Below are 16,167 nucleotides of genomic sequence, written 5' to 3' on the forward strand. Positions count from 1 at the left end.
GAATACTTCGGACAAAAACGTTTAAAAAACGAAAACAAAATGACACCTCAGCATACCTTTTCTTTTTACTTTTTATTATTTACCCTGTTTATTGGCTGTAAATCCAAAACGGACCCATCAAAAGAAAGCATTGGCACTTCCAAAACAACAGAGTATGTAAAGCCGAGCAAAGCTCCCAGTGAAGCTCCCGAAGGCATGGTATGGATACCTGGAGGGACATTTTACCAAGGTGCTGTAGAATCGGATAAGATGGCCATGGCACACGAGAAGCCCAGACACCCAGTTGCGATAGATGGTTTTTTTATGGACATTCATGAGGTAACCAATGCCCAGTTTGCCAAATTTGTTGAGGAAACTGGCTATGTTACCATGGCCGAACGTGAGATAGATTGGGAAGAAATGAAAAAGCAGTTGCCCGAAGGCACCCAAAAACCCCACGATTCCATTCTACAGCCGGGTTCTTTGGTTTTTAAAAAAACAAAATCCAGTGTCCCCAACCTGTATGATTACTCCCAATGGTGGGAATGGAAGATCGGTGCCAGTTGGAAGCATCCCAATGGTCCCGACAGCAATATTAATGGCAAAGAAGACCATCCTGTGGTCCACATAGCCTACGAGGATGCACAGGCCTATTGTAAATGGGCAGGACGTAGATTGCCCACGGAAGCTGAGTGGGAGTTTGCGGCCCGTGCCGGAAAAACGGACAGCAAGTTTTTTTGGGGCAACGACATCGACCGGCTCAGTTCTCATGCCAATTCTTGGGAAGGCGAATTTCCTGTGGAAAATACGATGGAAGACGGTTTTGAACGCAGAGCACCGATCATGAGCTACCCCAAAAACGATTTTGGCCTTTACGATATGGCCGGCAACGTTTGGGAATGGACCAGTGATTGGTACAACACCAACTACTATCAAAAGCTGGCTTCGAGCGGGGAGGTCGCACAGAACCCAACAGGGGCAGCAAGTGCGTTCAATTCAAATAACCCTTATGCCAAGGAACGCGTGATCAAAGGAGGATCGTTCCTCTGTAGTGCTTCTTATTGTGCAAGCTATAGAATTTCCGCACGCATGGCCACCAGTCCGGATTCGGGTATGGAACATTTGGGCTTTAGGACCGTTCGCTCAGCAAATATGCCATAATTTTAAAGGTATGGGTACAGCAATTAAAGTGAACAACAAGATTTCACATGTACTGGATATAAAAATCGAGCCCTTTGATGTGAACAAACGCTATACCAGACCACACCGGCACAATAAGTATCTGGAACTGGTTTATTTTAGCAAGGGATCGGGTTTTCACTATATGGATCAAGATTCGTATGAAATCAAACCTCCCATAGCTTTTATCATCAAAAAAGATGAAGTGCACCATTGGCAGATTGATACCGTACCCGAAGGGTATGTTATTATAATTAAAGATGGTTTTTTGGACAAAACATTGGACAAACAAATCAATGATCAATTCAGACAGCTTGAAAATCACCGAGCATTTGAAGTACCCATTGATGCATCGCTCAATTCCCTCTTTAAATTGGCCTCCGAACTGGTTAAGGACCAAGCAAAAGGTTCCCAAATTACGGTAGAAGGAATTCTTAAGGCCCTGCTGTCCAAAATATTGCACTACGCACCCAACAAATCCCATTCGGAACAGAATTTGGCATTTCATTTTAAACAGCTACTTCAAGAAAGCCCAAGAAATGATGTCTCACATTACGCTGATTTATTGCATACCAGCTCCCAGAACCTAAACACGCATTGTAAAAAAGAGTTCGGAAAGACGGCTTCACAGGTAATTGCCCAACAGATCATTAAAGAAGCAAAACGCCAACTTACCTACACCAACCTTTCTATAAGCGAAATAGCTTATGCCTCAAATTTTAAAGATAGTTCCCATTTTATAAAATATTTTAAACGGTTTGAGGGAGTTACCCCACTACAGTTCAAGAAAAACAAGGTTTTATAGGTACCATTCTTTTTTCAAAAGGACTATAATCACACTATTGCGGTATTTAATTTTGAGGCAAATAATATCAGCCTTAAACTATGTTGTCCAGATTCCCCTTCTGCTTTCTTCTGCTCTTGTTCACAACCGTTACATCCGCCCAGATTACTGGAAAAATTGTCGATGCAACGGAGCAAAACCCCTTGGAATATGCCACTGCGGCCCTGTATGACCAATCTTCAGAACAGCTGATTACAGGGGTCATCACGGATTTAGATGGAAATTTTACCATGGAGGGAGTAAAAAAAGGCACCTATTATCTTGAGGCTTCCTTTATAGGATATCGCACAAGAGTGGTCAAGGATATTGAAATCCCCAATAGAAACGCTACAATACAGCTTGGAACCATAGCATTGTCCATGGGCGAAAATCAACTGGATGAAGTTGTTGTTGAGGGAGAACGGGCGGCCATTATCAACAAAATTGACCGACAGGTTTTCGATGCCACCAATTTTCAGAACAGTCAAGGGGGAAGTGCTACGGATGTGATAAGGAACATTCCTTCGGTTACGGTAAACGGTTTGGGCGAAATCAATGTGCGGGGCAGTAGTGGCTTTGTAGTCTTGCTCAATGGTAAACCTGTGCAGGGAGGTGCAACGACCTTATTGAACCAACTACCTGCCAACTCCATTGACCAAGTTGAAGTGATTACAGCTCCTTCGGCCAAGTATGATCCTGAAGGAAAGGCTGGAATTCTCAACATAATCACCAAAAAAGGAGCTATTGACGGGGCATTTGCCCAAATCAATATAAAAGGAGGATTCCCATCCATAGAAAAATATGACAACGCAGAGGCCCATCAACGTTATGGCATTGATGCTACCTATAACGTGATCAAGGGCGATTGGAACATTTCCCTTGGGGCCAACTACCAGCGAAATGACCTTGGAGGACGACGCGAAGGGGATGTCTTTACCATCATTAACGATACATTGACCCAGTTTCCATCCGATGGGGAACGCAGTTTTGACGAGGTGAACTATAGCGGAAGGTTTTCGGTGGATTACACTCCGGACACTACCAATACATATTCCCTCGGTTTTTATGCAGGCAAACGCAGTAAGGACAGGACTGCAGACATCCTTTATTATGACAACCATGCCATAACACCGGCAATGGCTGGGAATCGTGTGTATACCATGCAGTACTTTAACGAGAACCTGAGGATCAGAAAAGGTGACTTTGTTTTGGGAAGCCTGGATTATGCCCACATCTTTAACAACACCTCCAAACTTTCCACATCATTCCTATATGAATATACCTTGTTGGGAGGCCCGACCACCAACCGCAATCTCGGATACCCGGATACAAACACGGTTCTGCAGGACGAATACAATACCAACGACAACCCTTTGCACGGAATTCGCTTTCAGCTAGATTATATATGGAGTCCATTTTCCTTTGGGCAATTGGAAACAGGTTACCAGTACCGATTGTTGAATCATACGGGCGATTTTGTTTATGAAAGAAGAAATAATGTAACTGGTCAGTTTGAACTGGTACCAGAATTTTCGAGCGAGGTGGACCTCAAAAGAAAATTACATTCCGGTTATGCCCAATTGAGTGGTAAAAAAGAATCATGGGAATATTCAGCGGGAACAAGGGTCGAAGCCATGAATCGGGAATTTGACCTTAGGGACAAGACCAATACCATAGATACCACCTATGTGTACGATTACATAAAACTGTTCCCATCCGCTTCGGTGCAATACACATTTAAGAACAATACCAAAGTAAAAGCCGCCTATAGCAAAAGAGTGGAACGCACCACCACATTTAAAATGAACCCGTTTCCAGAACGGGAACACTCCGAGACTTTGGAACAGGGAGACCCTACATTAAAGCCAGAATTTATTGATTTGTTCGAGTTGGGAGTAACCAAAAACTTTAAAGGGGGAAACTCGATTTATGCCACAGTTTATTACCAAGATGTAAAAAATCTGGTCAACCGTGTCAATACTATCCACAACGATACCATCTTGAACCGAATATATAGCAATGTGGGAAAGGCACATGCCTTGGGTCTTGAACTGGGGGCACAATTCGAACCCACGAATAATTGGTCAAACTTTGTGGGCGCTAACTTCTACAACTATACAATTGATGGTTTTTTTGACAATAGGGCTGTAGATTCCGAAACCTTTGTATATTCCCTCAATGCCAACAGCACCGTTGACTTTTCCGAAACAGCATCACTCCAGTTTACCTTCAACTATATTTCGGATAGAAACACGGCCCAAGGACAAGATTCCCGTTTCTACTCCCCTAACCTCACTTTTAGAAAAACCTTTTTTAACAATCGCCTTAGCGCAACATTGCAGTGGCAGAATATAGACCTTGGACTACTGGACACCAATGAGCAAAGAATTACCACTTTTAGGGAGAATGAGTTTTATACAACCACCAATTATGTCTACGAAGTGGATATGATCATCCTGAACCTCTCCTACACCTTCAATAACAGAAAGAACAAATCAAGGTTCATCGACAGTGAGTTTGGAAAAAAAGAATTTTAATCGATTATTGAAACCATAAATTATTTGAAAAATCACCATATACACAGGGACAATTCCCAGTTTTTGAATATCCTACACCTCTCCCCCTTTAACAATGCCCACCAAAATCAGGTAGCACCCAAAAGCATTTTTTATAATGTTGTTTTTGATGGACAGCAAGCATATCTACATTCTATTTCGAAGGATTCAATATTTAGGTAATAATGGCTCTTTTACCATAATCTGAATCAGTATCAGTTTGGATTATGACTCGTTTACTGATCTTGCTCATATTTCATATCCATATTTTATTGGTAATTTGAACAATATCCCATGTCAATTGCAATGAAATACTTTTCGCTGTTCGCCATCTTCACCTCCCTCCTATTCTCTTGTACCCAAAAAAAGGAGAAAACATATCCGGAGAAGTTGCCAATGACGGAATCTGTATATGCTTCCGCCACTGTGCAGCCCGACAGCATGTACCAGGTACACTCCGTGGCCATGGGCATTCTGGACAAAATCTGGGTGGAAGAAGGCGATAAAGTGGCCAAGGGAGACCAAATTCTACAGATTACCAACACCTCGCCCGAACTGAACAAGGAAAATGCCCGGTTGGCCCTTGAACTGGCCCGAAATAATTACAGTGGCACTGCGGCAGTGCTGAGCAGTATCGAGGATGAAATCGAAGCGGCAAAACTCCAGCTCAAAAACGATTCCATCAACTATTACCGCCAAAAAAAACTCTGGGACCAGAACATTGGTTCTAAAGTGGAGTTTGACAACAAAAAACTGGTCTATGAACTATCCCAAAACCGGCTGGAACTCCTAAAAAAGAAATTCGATCAGGCCAAAAACGAACTGGAAACCCAACTTAGACAAGCCGAAAACAATTATAAAACCTCACTCACAACCACCAACGATTTCACCATCATGAGCAAAATAAACGGAACGGTGTATGCGCTCTACAAAAATCCCGGAGAAATCGTGAACACTGTGGAGCCTGTGGCAACCATCGGCAAGAGCGATACGTTTGTAGTGGAGTTGTTGGTGGACGAGGTAGATATCGTGAAACTTCATATTGGACAAAAGGTATTCATTACACTCGACTCCTATAATGCAAGCGTTTTTGAAGGCACCTTGGACAAAATCTACCCCAGAAAAGATGAACGCTCACAAACTTTCAAAGTTGAGGCCTTGTTCAATGACCCTCCTGAGACTTTGTATCCCGGTCTTTCCGGAGAAGGGAATATTGTCATCGCCGAAAAGAAAGAAGCCCTCGTTATTCCAAAAGCATATCTGATCAATGGATCTAAGGTGCTTACAGATGAGGGTGAAACTTCCGTGACCATCGGCCTTGAAAACATGGTCATGGTGGAAATTTTGGATGGAATCAACGAAAACACGGCCATATACAAACCTGAACCATGATCAATTGGAACGTGATATTGGGCATTGCCAAGACCCATCTTCTCACCAAGATGAAATCCACCGTGACCGCCACTCTGGGGGTCACCTTCGGAATCGGTTCCTACATCACCTTGGTGAGTTTTATGACAGGGCTGAACACCATGCTGGATGATCTGGTGCTGAACCAAACTCCCCACATTCACATCTATAACGAAATCCGTCCCTCCCCTGAACAACCCATTGCCCTTTATGACGATTTCAAGAACGCATTCAACGTGGTGCACTCCATAAAACCCAAATTGAGCCAGAAAAAAATCCACAATGCGCTACCCATTCTCAATTATCTAAAAAAACAGCCAAACGTGTATGGGGCCACACCACAGTTAAGGGCACAGATTTTTTATCTATCCGGTTCCATGGAACTGGGAGGCAATCTTATCGGGGTAGATATCATGGAAGAAGTCCGATTGTCCAACCTACGGGACAATATTGTGGAAGGCTCCCCCGAAGCCTTGAAAAATAATGAGAATGGTATTCTATTGGGATCCGGACTTGCCGAAAAAATGTCTTTATCGCTTGGTGACAGGGTGCAGATAAGTACGGTGTCCGGAAATATATTTCCCTTGAAAATAGTGGGCATTTACCAAAGTGGCATTGCAGAAGTGGACAATATCCAAAGCTTTACCAATCTGAAGACCGTACAGCGCATTTTGGGGGAAGCAGAAAATTATGTCACGGATATCAACATCAAATTGTTGGACATTACCGAGGCCCAATCCATGGCGGAACAATTGGAAAAACAGTTCAATGTCAAAGCCATGGGGATCAACGAGGCCAATGCACAGTTTGAAACGGGTTCCAACATCAGGAACCTTATTACCTATGCGGTCTCCATCACCCTGCTCATTGTGGCCGGATTTGGCATTTACAACATCCTGAACATGCTTATTTATGAAAAAATGAAGGACATTGCCATACTCAAGGCAACCGGATTTTCGGGAACGGACGTGCAACTCATCTTTATGGGGCAGGCCATGATCATTGGTGTTGCAGGGGGTATTTTGGGACTGCTGATCGGGTTTGTCCTCTCAAAACTTATCGACCAGACCCCTTTTGAGACAGAGGCCCTGCCCACCATCACCACTTATCCTGTAAATTACGACCCGACCTATTATGTAATTGGAATCACTTTTGCCCTTTTATCAACCTTTATTGCTGGTTATCTGCCCTCCAACAAGGCCAAAAATATCGATCCTGTAAAAATCATTAGAGGAACTTGATCCCACTGTTTATGGAATTTGTATTGGAAACCAAGGATATCAACAAATACTTTCACAAGCCGAAAGAGTTCCACGTACTCAAGAACATCTCCTTTGGTGTAAAAAAAGGTGAATTTACCTCCATCATGGGAAAGTCGGGATCTGGAAAATCCACCTTGTTGTACATTCTTTCCACTATGGACACGGATTATACTGGGAAATTGTACCTCAACAATGACCTGGTAACCGGCAGATCCCAAAGAGAACTGTCCCGCATCCGCAACAAGAATATCGGTTTTGTGTTTCAATTCCACTATTTGTTGTCCGAATTCAGTGTTTTGGAAAATGTGATGTTGCCTGCCAAAAAACTCGGCGAAAAATCCCCTGCCGAGATTGAACGCAATGCCCAGCAAAAACTTGACATGCTCCATATAGGCCATTTGGCGCACCAGCGTGCCTCCCGGATTTCCGGAGGGGAAAAACAACGCGTTGCGATTGCCCGGGCCCTGATCAATGATCCGACCATTTTGATGGGCGATGAGCCTACTGGCAACTTGGACAGCCATAATTCTGAAAATGTGTTCAACATCTTCAAAAAACTCAAGGAAGAACAGGGGCTATCGCTCTTGGTGGTGACCCACGATGAAGATTTCGCCAAACGTACCGATCGTATCGTTCAGTTGGAAGACGGGGAGATAATCGCTCAATGAAACAAGTTTTTGTTCAAACTGAGCAATGGAAGTTGAATCTTGGACATCATCTGCTTGACAAAATCCTTATGGGCAAAGGGGAACAAAGTATTTTTATTGTGACGCTCCAGCATAATCAGGACATCCATTTCCCCGCGCTGAGCGCACCGCTCCAAGTCAAGGAAAACATTGTCCGAATGAATCAGTTCAAATTCCAATTTTTCATACTTTACTTTGTTTTTCAGCTGTTTTTGGAAATAGTGCATCTGCTGCTCCCCTTTTTCCCAATCCAAGGTACTAACATGGATTATTTTAACAAAAGCTTGATATGGATCTGCCAAGGTGTTGATGAGCCAATCTATGGCATGGATATCAGTTTCTTCAAAATCAGAGGCATAAGTTATCCGCTCTATTAAAAATTTATCCGTAGTTGGTGGTACCATCAAGAAGGGAGAGAGGCTTTTCTGGATCATTTTTTTGGTATTGCTGCCCATTATCAAATCCCTGAATGCGTTGCTGCCCTTGCTTCCCATTACAACTAAAGATGCATCAAACTCCTTGACCACGTCAACGATGGCATCGGTTACTATTGCATTTTCCCTTACCATTAACTGGAGTTTTGTGCTATCCTTGATCTGTCCCAGATGTTTTTTACAGAAATCAGCCAGTTTTTTGCGATTTTCTTCAAATGCCTCTTTCTCCATCTTGGCATATGTCATGCTCAAGGGGGTTAATAGCGCTACATTCAAATCGAAAACATGCAGCACCAACAATCTTGAATCAAGTTTTTCGCTAAGGGCATTGGCCATTTTTAGAGCTGCCGCGGCATTGTTGGAACAATCTGTAGCACAAACAATAGGTCCCATAAGTTTTTTGTCCAAAACTATCATGTCGCAGCCTGTTTAAAAATGACCTTGGTCACATACAAATTGCGAAAAAGCCTTTCCATATATCAAAATGAGAGTAGCGGGCATTTTTTTTCAGGTGATTCCCTTCATGGGTGACGCACATCATTTCAATACAGCAAGCCGCTAATTACCTTGGTTCCAGTTAAGTTGTGAAAACATTATTGTGTAACCTAAAAAAAATGTGTCATGTCATTAGTTAAGTTTAGAAGCAGACCCTTTGGAAACCTTATCAAATCTAATTTCTTTGATTTTGATGATTTTTTCGAAAACGAAGTATGGGATTCCGACCTATTAAAAGGTAGATTTTGGAACGGAAAAAGCATGATTCCGGCCATGAACATCAAAGAGACCGACAATGATTATGAAATCGAACTTGCAGCACCTGGTTTTGACAAGAAAGATTTCAAGGTCACCATTGAAAACGGATGTTTGAACATTTCAGCGGAAAAATCGACATCCGAAGAAGAAAAGGATGCGAATTACACTCGAAGAGAGTTCAGCCACAATTCCTTTGAACGTTCCGTACAATTGCCGGACACCATTAAAGATGATGCAGTCAATGCAAAATATAACGATGGTATTCTCAGGTTCAAACTGGCAAAAAAAGAAGAGGCCAAAAAAAAGAAGCCCAAGGTAATCGAAGTCTCATAAATATACCTTGATCCCAATCTCCATTGCAGCTATCTCCACATTTCATTCCTATCTGCAATGGGGATTTTACATTTATACTACATTCCCTAATCCCTGCTATGCTGAAGAATGCCTTTGCCCTACTCCTTGGCCATGCCTTTTCAAATAGGTCGCATCGCTTCTTTCAGTTTCCAAAACAATGCAACTTAGCTTGTGTCCGAACAACCTTAAAACCATTCATTCGAATTCCTTAAATAAACTGGTATACAAATATTTACATCAATAAATCAGCACGTTTGAACATGATTTTTATCATAATAAAATAAGCAAACGCATACTATATTTGATTGGGTTTTTGTTACTGCTCCATTACAATATAGCGCCAAAAAACACTTTCACTGGTATAATGCCATCTAATTTTAGTAAGACCCAAAACAATAATCAAAAATTTCCTCAATCTTAACCTGTTGTTATGACCTAAAGATCGACCTCGAAAATGAAACAGCGAAACTTCAAAAAAGGAAAAAGCACCTCCCTTTTGTTTGAGGGGGACCGAAAGCTACGGACATTGGTGGAAAACCTTCCGGGCATCGTATTTCGCTGTAAAAACGATAAGAACAGGACCATGCAGTTCATTAGTGATGGATGTAAATGGATCACAGGATATTGGCCTAAGGAATTTTGCAGGACAGGCGGCATCACATGGACATCCCTGATCCATCATATGGACGAGGAAGATGTTTGGAACAAGATCCAAACGGCTGTTGACAAAAAGGAAAAATTTCAGCTCGAGTACCGCATAATGGACAAAGATGGAAGTGTACACTGGATCAGCGAAACTGGAGTTGCGGTTGAAAAAAAAGAAGGCACGGTCTTTTTGGAAGGATATATGCAAGATATTACTGCTCAAATTATGGGCGGTAACATCAATATTATCAAGGAAAGGGCTTTGGAAGAAGTAGGAAATGGGATTGTAATCTCCAATGCCCAATTGGAGCAGTTTCCCATCATCTATGTCAACAAGGCTTTTGAAAAAATTACGGGCTATACCGACGAGGAGGTTATCGGAAAAAATTGCAATTTTCTACAACTTGACGATCGCCAACAGCAAGAAATTCAAATCATCCGCGAAGCGCTCTCGACACAGTCCGCATGTTATGTAGAAATCCGAAATTATAAAAAAGATGGCTCTCTGTTCTGGAACGAACTGTCCATTACCCCGGTTCGTGATGTCCATGGTAAAACCACCCACTTCATAGGCATTCAAAATGATATAACGGAGCGAAAAAACCTTGAATTACTGAGAAAAGCAAAGAACGATGTGCTGGAAATGATTATCAAAAAAAAGCCATTGCCAAACATTTTTGACCGGATTCAAGATGTGTTGGAACAACAAATGCGAATCGGCACTGTTGCCATTTGTTTGTATGATGAGAGCGAACAAGTCCTTAAAAGAATATCTGGAAGCAAGATCCATCCTGCCATTGCCAAGGCCATGGACCAAATTTTGGAGACATCCGCCCCGTGTCCATGTTTGCGGGCCATGCAGACCAAAAAAAAGGAAAGTGTTACCAATATCCTTGAAGAGCTTTCATGGTCCAGACATGAGGCTGCACTGACCGAAGCAGGCATCAAATCTATCAGTTCCACTCCCATATTGGACATAGATGACAACGTTATGGGCGTATTGTCCATTTTTTATCCCGATGGATTTATGAGGTCGCCCCAGAAGGAAGACTTAGTGGATGAGATGGCGGGACTCGTAGGTTTGACCATTGAACAGGATAAAATCAGAAAAAGACTCCTAATGAACCAAGAGCGATTGGAAGCGAGATCCAAAGGTCTGGAAATGAAAGTGAAACAGAGTGGACAAGACCTAAAAAAAACCTTGATGGAGTTAGATGTGGTCAACTTTGAGTTGGTAGCGCAAACAGTAGAAACCAAAGTAGCGGAAAAAAGAGCGGAAATTCACGAAGCTATTTTATTGTCCATTGCCCAAAAATTTCCAAAGGGTGCCCTCATTCTGGTAAACGAGCAAATGCAAATAAGCTTTGTGGAAGGTACCGAACTAAAGTTCCTCCAACACCAGATCCGTTCAAACCGGGAATTGTCCATAAACGAGCTTGATGGTTTTTCGGCAAATAGCAAACCGCTCTTACTGACCTGCATAAAGCAAACATTGAGAGGCAAACATTTAAGTTTTGAAATAGAATACCAAAAAAGAAACTATATCGTTAACACCACCCCCCTGTTCATTGAAAATGGAAAGGCCTCCCTTGCGCTTCTTGTCTTATTCAATATATCGGACAGAAAACGGAACGAAGAAAAAATGCTCCAAAACCTTATCAAGGAAAAAGAGCTGAGCGAGCTGAAGACCCAGTTCATCAGTACAACGTCTCACGAGTTCAGGGCACCACTGAGTGTCATTCTTTCCTCCGCTTCACTCATAGAAAGGTTGAACACTCCCGACAAGGACGATAAAAGGTTGGCCCATTTGGAAAAGATCAAGTCCAATGTTCGGCATTTGGTCAACATACTCAACGATTTCCTGTCGGTGACCAAATTGGACGAGGGAGAGACCAAGGCCTCGCCCGAATATTTTGACCTTATCCATTTTTCCAGGTCCCTGATTGAAAAAGTGAGAATGGGAAAGAGAAAAGGGCAGTCCATCATTCTGGAAAGTGAAAAAGTCGAACTGGAAACCTTTTTGGATCCTAAACTTATGCACCTAGTGCTCTCGAACCTGCTCAACAATGCGATCAAATATTCTGATGAGGACCAACCCATCATTTTAAAAATCGAGGACAAGGACCGCCAACTGCACCTTTGTGTAACAGATCGAGGAATAGGAATTCCGGAAGATGACCAAAAGCATCTTTTTCAGCGTTTCTTCAGGGCCAAGAACAGTGTCAACATTGCAGGTACAGGTCTCGGTCTTCATTTAGTCAAAACATATGTGGAGCTCATGGGCGGAAAAATAGATTTTGAAAGCAGGGAAAACCATGGAAGCACCTTTAAACTGGAGTTTCCCAAAAAACACTATACAAATGAAAAAAATACTGGTAATCGAAGATCATAAGGAGTTCCGGGAAAACACTATGGAAATCCTTGAAATGGCCAATTATGAAGTATTGGCCGCCGATAATGGCCGATCTGGCATCCAAATGGCATTGGAACATCTTCCAGATCTGATCATAAGCGACATTATGATGCCCGAGGCCAATGGATATACCGTACTTGAAGTCTTGGGCAAGGATCCAAGGACCTCCAAGATTCCCTTTATCTTTTTGACTGCCAAGGATAGAAAAGAGGACATGAGAATGGGGATGAACTTGGGGGCGGATGATTACATCTACAAACCTTATGAAACGCAAGAACTCTTGGATGCCATAGCAATGCGGTTAAAGAAAAGCAGTTTTATCCACCAACATTTCTCCAAAACATCCGTTGGGATCAACCTTTTTTTTAAAGAAGCATCAGAATATCTGGGCAAGGAACTCACCTCACAAGACAGGGAATCCCAATCTTTCCGTGATAGGGAAGTTGTTTACAGGGAAGGGAATGCTGCACATTTTCTCTATTTTATAGAGGAGGGAAACATCAAAACGTACAGAGGTACGGAAGAGGGCAAGGAAATGGTAACGGGCCTTTATGGCCCAGGGGATTTTGTGGGACAGCTCTCCCTTTTGGGCAATGGCGGCACTTATCTTGAGACTGCCATTGCTATGGAGCATGCCACGGTTCTTGGCATTCCAAAGGAAGATTTCATCCACTTGGTCTATCAGGACAAAGAAGTCGCCAATAAATTCCTTGAGATCATTTCCAACAACATGGCCCATTTGCAGGAAAGGTTGTTGGATATTGCCTATTCGTCCGTGGATAGGCGCGCGGCAAAAGCATTGTTGGAACTTCACGAAAAAGGAATCCTGAAAGATGACCAGCACAAAGGAGTGGATATGCTACGGGAAGATTTTGCCTCCATGATCGGTGTGGCCAAGGAAACTGCCATCCGAACCCTTACCAAGTTCAGGGAGATTGGCCTAGTGGGCACCGACAAGCGGAGAAAACTCACGTTGTTGGACAAGGATAGGTTGAAACGTATCGCCGATTTTGACGATATGGTGTGATTTCATGAAGCGTAGGTCGGGAAACTCAATATTAAAATAACGTTTCAATCTTTTTGGGCTTTTTCCTTTTCCAATTTCCGAAAATACCTCCTCGTTAAAAAGTTGTGTTTTAGTGCTTCCATATTCTGGTTGAACTTATCCGTTCCCTCTTCTATGTTGTGCATGGTCTTCATAAGGAGGTTCGCCATGGTTGTATCTTGGGATACCAAATGGAGCATCCCTTCCTCTGTGTCCATACCTTGTATCAATTTAGTCAGGTCGCGGGTCATTTGCCTGATTTCCAGGCTTGATGTCTCCAAGTTTTCAATGCTGTTCCTGATATTTCCGGCTGCCACGGTATCTGTCAGTATTACCCCGGCAACACTTTCCTCCATATCAATTTTTCCCACAATGGCCTCCAGTTCCAAGAGTGTGGCGTTGGCATGATGGCTGCTCCGCTCAAGATTTTTTATGATCCGTTGCAAGTCCTGCACCATCACCGAATCGTTGAGCAAACGGCCCAAAACCCCTTTTCCTTCCATCAGGGATTGGGTCACCTTCAAAAGATTCGATGTCAGCAAAGCGGCATTTTCGTTTGTAACGTTGAGCGTACTGAGCATATCTTGGGATGAAATCCTACTGTACGATTGGAGTTCGTCTCCATTCTGCACCAAATCGGCCTTTCCCACACTTGGAACAATATTCACCAACATACTGCCCACCAAACCATCGGAACCAATTGTGGCAATGGCATTTTTTCTGATGTGATCCCGCATTTTGTCCTCAATGGTCATATATACATAAATGGTGGTGTCGTTCATCATCTCGATGCGGTTGACCGTACCAATGTTAATCCCTGAAAAACGTACATTGTTGCCATTTTGCAGTCCGTTCACATTTTTGAAAACAGCGCTGAGGGTGAAGGTTTTCACGAACATGTTCTGTCGGTTTCCAATAAGATAGGCCGCGATGAGCAGCAGTAAAGTTCCGGCCACCACGAAGATGCCAAGCCTTATGTTTTCAGATGAAGTTTTTGAAGCCATATCACTTTTTAAAAAATGCGTTTACCATAGGGTCCGACGATGCCGACAGTTCCCCGTAGGTGCCTTCGGCATAATTTGTTCCATCCACCAGCAAGACCATCCGTTCCGAAACGACCCTTGCACAATCCACGTCATGGGTGATGATCAGGGCCGAGGTACCATACTTTTTTTGGATGTTGCGCATCAACTCGATGATCTCCTTTGCTGTTATGGGGTCCAATCCACTGGTGGGCTCATCGTACATGATCAATTTTGGCCTTAAAATGATTGCCCTGGCCAAGGCAACGCGCCTTTTCATTCCCCCGGACAGTTCAGCGGGCATCAAATCCAAGGTATGGGCCAAACCCACATTCTCCAAGGCTTCCATGACATACGGAAGGGTATCCTTTTCTTTACCAAATTTATTTCTATGCCTTCGCATGGGAAATTCCAGATTTTCACGTACCGTCATAGAGTCATAAAGGGCACTCCCTTGAAAAAGGAACCCAATATGGGAACGAAGCTCATCCAAAGCATGCTGGTCCAGGCTACTGATATCCTTTCCCAGCACTTCCACACACCCCCTGTCCGGGGTCAAGAGACCCACCATACACTTGATCAGTACGGACTTGCCCGAACCTGATTTACCCATGATGACCAAGTTTTCCCCTTTGCGCAGTGCCATATTAAACCCTTTCAGCACATGGTTGTCCCCAAAACTGACATGCAAATCTTCAATCTTGATCACCACATTGTCATCAACCTTGGCCTTTTCCACAATGTGTTCTTGTTTTGGATTCATAGTTCATAAAATATATCTGAGACAAAAACAGCAATGAAATCGACCACGAACAATAGCAGGGATGCCATGACCACGGCCGAATTGGCCGCAATGCCCACCCCTGCGGTCCCCTTATCCGAGTTATATCCTTTGTAACAGCCCGTTAGCCCAATGACAAATCCAAAGAAAAAGGATTTGATGGTCGCAGGTACCAGGTCTCCGAAGGAGAGCGCATCAAAAACCGTATTGAAATACAACCTAAAGGAGACATCCCCTTTTAGATTTTCCACGAGCGAGGAACCATACAGTGCTACCAAATCCCCAAAAATGACCAACAAGGGGAGCATGAGCGTGGCGGCCCAAATACGGGTTACCACCAAATATTTGAAGGGGTTAGTACCAGATACTTCCATGGCGTCTATCTGCTCCGTAACCCGCATGGAACCGAGCTCTGCGCCAAAACCGGAAGCTATCCGTCCCGAACAGATCAGGGCCGTGATCACAGGGCCAATTTCGCGGACTATGGAAATTCCTACCATATTGGGCATCCAAGAAACGGCCCCAAATTCTATGAGCGTGGGCCTGGATTGCAGGGTAAGTACCAGACCAATGATAAAACCTGTGGCCATCACCAGGAGCAGGGACCTGTTCCCTACTTGGTAACATTGTCTCAACAACTCCTTGAATTCGAACGGGGGGTTCAGGGCCTGTTTAAAGAAACGGCCCGCAAAATGGGAAAGGTTGCCCACCTCTTTAAAAAAAAGTTTGGTCCTTTCCATAATTTTCATGGGAACTGCCAAGTCTTCCATACTCAAAAATAGGCTGGCAAAACGGGTACTGAAATGACGGTTATCATAAAAACCGT

Annotated in this window: 13 protein-coding genes; 9 read left to right on the forward strand and 4 right to left on the reverse strand. The window is 43.3% G+C overall.

Features of this window, described 5'->3' with window-relative positions; genetic code table 11:
• Positions 1–39 precede the first annotated feature (39 nt).
• From GO009_RS09275 to GO009_RS09300, 6 genes are all read left to right on the forward strand, one after another.
• A complete protein-coding gene (locus GO009_RS09275) occupies positions 40–1,140 on the forward strand; it encodes a formylglycine-generating enzyme family protein (RefSeq protein ID WP_163626056.1) in 1,101 nt (366 codons plus the stop codon).
• 10 nt (positions 1,141–1,150) lie between these two features.
• Complete coding sequence (locus GO009_RS09280) at positions 1,151–1,963, forward strand: AraC family transcriptional regulator (protein WP_163625934.1); 813 nt, start codon at positions 1,151–1,153, stop codon at positions 1,961–1,963.
• Positions 1,964–2,043: 80 nt separating this feature from the next.
• Positions 2,044–4,518 carry an outer membrane beta-barrel family protein gene (locus GO009_RS09285; protein ID WP_163625935.1) on the forward strand — a complete coding sequence of 825 codons (2,475 nt, stop codon included), beginning with the start codon at positions 2,044–2,046 and terminating at the stop codon, positions 4,516–4,518.
• 324 nt (positions 4,519–4,842) lie between these two features.
• On the forward strand, positions 4,843–5,928 hold the full coding sequence (locus GO009_RS09290) for an efflux RND transporter periplasmic adaptor subunit (RefSeq protein WP_163625936.1): 1,086 nt from the start codon (positions 4,843–4,845) through the stop codon (positions 5,926–5,928).
• Positions 5,925–7,187: an FtsX-like permease family protein gene (locus GO009_RS09295; RefSeq protein ID WP_163625937.1), complete on the forward strand. Its 1,263-nt coding sequence runs from the start codon at positions 5,925–5,927 to the stop codon at positions 7,185–7,187. Before GO009_RS09290 ends, GO009_RS09295 begins: the two co-directional genes overlap by 4 nt.
• Positions 7,188–7,198: 11 nt before the next feature.
• Complete coding sequence (locus GO009_RS09300) at positions 7,199–7,876, forward strand: ABC transporter ATP-binding protein (RefSeq protein WP_163625938.1); 678 nt, start codon at positions 7,199–7,201, stop codon at positions 7,874–7,876.
• Here the strand turns inward: GO009_RS09300 and GO009_RS09305 are convergent.
• Positions 7,870–8,745 (reverse strand): universal stress protein, encoded by an 876-nt coding sequence (locus GO009_RS09305; RefSeq protein WP_163625939.1) that lies wholly within the window; start codon positions 8,743–8,745, stop codon positions 7,870–7,872. The genes GO009_RS09300 and GO009_RS09305 overlap by 7 nt on opposite strands.
• Before the next feature lie 204 nt (positions 8,746–8,949).
• Here GO009_RS09305 and GO009_RS09310 point away from each other — a divergent pair, with 204 nt between their 5' ends.
• The 3 genes from GO009_RS09310 (at position 8,950) to GO009_RS09320 (ending at position 13,520) form a co-directional block, all read left to right on the forward strand.
• The gene (locus tag GO009_RS09310) at positions 8,950–9,414 is read left to right on the forward strand and encodes an Hsp20/alpha crystallin family protein (RefSeq protein ID WP_163625940.1); all 465 of its coding nucleotides are present in this window, start codon (positions 8,950–8,952) and stop codon (positions 9,412–9,414) included.
• A gap of 475 nt (positions 9,415–9,889) precedes the next feature.
• Positions 9,890–12,472 (forward strand): PAS domain S-box protein, encoded by a 2,583-nt coding sequence (locus GO009_RS09315; protein ID WP_163625941.1) that lies wholly within the window; start codon positions 9,890–9,892, stop codon positions 12,470–12,472.
• A complete protein-coding gene (locus GO009_RS09320; RefSeq protein ID WP_163625942.1) occupies positions 12,441–13,520 on the forward strand; it encodes a response regulator in 1,080 nt (359 codons plus the stop codon). Before GO009_RS09315 ends, GO009_RS09320 begins: the two co-directional genes overlap by 32 nt.
• Before the next feature lie 44 nt (positions 13,521–13,564).
• Here the strand turns inward: GO009_RS09320 and GO009_RS09325 are convergent, their stop codons facing one another.
• The 3 genes from GO009_RS09325 to GO009_RS09335 are packed head-to-tail and all read right to left on the reverse strand — an operon-like array spanning position 13,565 to position 16,111.
• Positions 13,565–14,542, reverse strand: coding sequence for an MlaD family protein (locus GO009_RS09325; RefSeq protein WP_163625943.1), 978 nt, complete (start codon positions 14,540–14,542; stop codon positions 13,565–13,567).
• A gap of 1 nt (position 14,543) precedes the next feature.
• Positions 14,544–15,323 (reverse strand): ABC transporter ATP-binding protein, encoded by a 780-nt coding sequence (locus GO009_RS09330; RefSeq protein ID WP_163625944.1) that lies wholly within the window; start codon positions 15,321–15,323, stop codon positions 14,544–14,546.
• Positions 15,320–16,111, reverse strand: a complete 792-nt coding sequence (locus GO009_RS09335) for an ABC transporter permease (RefSeq protein ID WP_163626057.1) — start codon at positions 16,109–16,111, stop codon at positions 15,320–15,322. Before GO009_RS09335 ends, GO009_RS09330 begins: the two co-directional genes overlap by 4 nt.
• Positions 16,112–16,167: the final 56 nt, after the last annotated feature.

Origin of the sequence: Allomuricauda sp. TY007 (genome assembly GCF_010468565.1) — a bacterium.
Lineage (GTDB): Bacteria > Bacteroidota > Bacteroidia > Flavobacteriales > Flavobacteriaceae > Flagellimonas.

What these genes read in the sequence shown, in the direction of transcription:
- GO009_RS09330 (WP_163625944.1), bottom strand. Translation starts at nt 15,323, where the DNA reads ATGAATCCAAAACAAGAACACATTGTGGAAAAGGCCAAGGTTGATGAC.
- GO009_RS09285 (WP_163625935.1), top strand. Translation starts at nt 2,044, where the DNA reads ATGTTGTCCAGATTCCCCTTCTGCTTTCTTCTGCTCTTGTTCACAACC.
- GO009_RS09300 (WP_163625938.1), top strand. Translation starts at nt 7,199, where the DNA reads ATGGAATTTGTATTGGAAACCAAGGATATCAACAAATACTTTCACAAG.
- GO009_RS09295 (WP_163625937.1), top strand. Translation starts at nt 5,925, where the DNA reads ATGATCAATTGGAACGTGATATTGGGCATTGCCAAGACCCATCTTCTC.
- GO009_RS09290 (WP_163625936.1), top strand. Translation starts at nt 4,843, where the DNA reads ATGAAATACTTTTCGCTGTTCGCCATCTTCACCTCCCTCCTATTCTCT.
- GO009_RS09335 (WP_163626057.1), bottom strand. Translation starts at nt 16,111, where the DNA reads ATGGAAGACTTGGCAGTTCCCATGAAAATTATGGAAAGGACCAAACTT.
- GO009_RS09320 (WP_163625942.1), top strand. Translation starts at nt 12,441, where the DNA reads ATGAAAAAAATACTGGTAATCGAAGATCATAAGGAGTTCCGGGAAAAC.
- GO009_RS09280 (WP_163625934.1), top strand. Translation starts at nt 1,151, where the DNA reads ATGGGTACAGCAATTAAAGTGAACAACAAGATTTCACATGTACTGGAT.
- GO009_RS09325 (WP_163625943.1), bottom strand. Translation starts at nt 14,542, where the DNA reads ATGGCTTCAAAAACTTCATCTGAAAACATAAGGCTTGGCATCTTCGTG.
- GO009_RS09315 (WP_163625941.1), top strand. Translation starts at nt 9,890, where the DNA reads ATGAAACAGCGAAACTTCAAAAAAGGAAAAAGCACCTCCCTTTTGTTT.
- GO009_RS09305 (WP_163625939.1), bottom strand. Translation starts at nt 8,745, where the DNA reads ATGATAGTTTTGGACAAAAAACTTATGGGACCTATTGTTTGTGCTACA.
- GO009_RS09275 (WP_163626056.1), top strand. Translation starts at nt 40, where the DNA reads ATGACACCTCAGCATACCTTTTCTTTTTACTTTTTATTATTTACCCTG.
- GO009_RS09310 (WP_163625940.1), top strand. Translation starts at nt 8,950, where the DNA reads ATGTCATTAGTTAAGTTTAGAAGCAGACCCTTTGGAAACCTTATCAAA.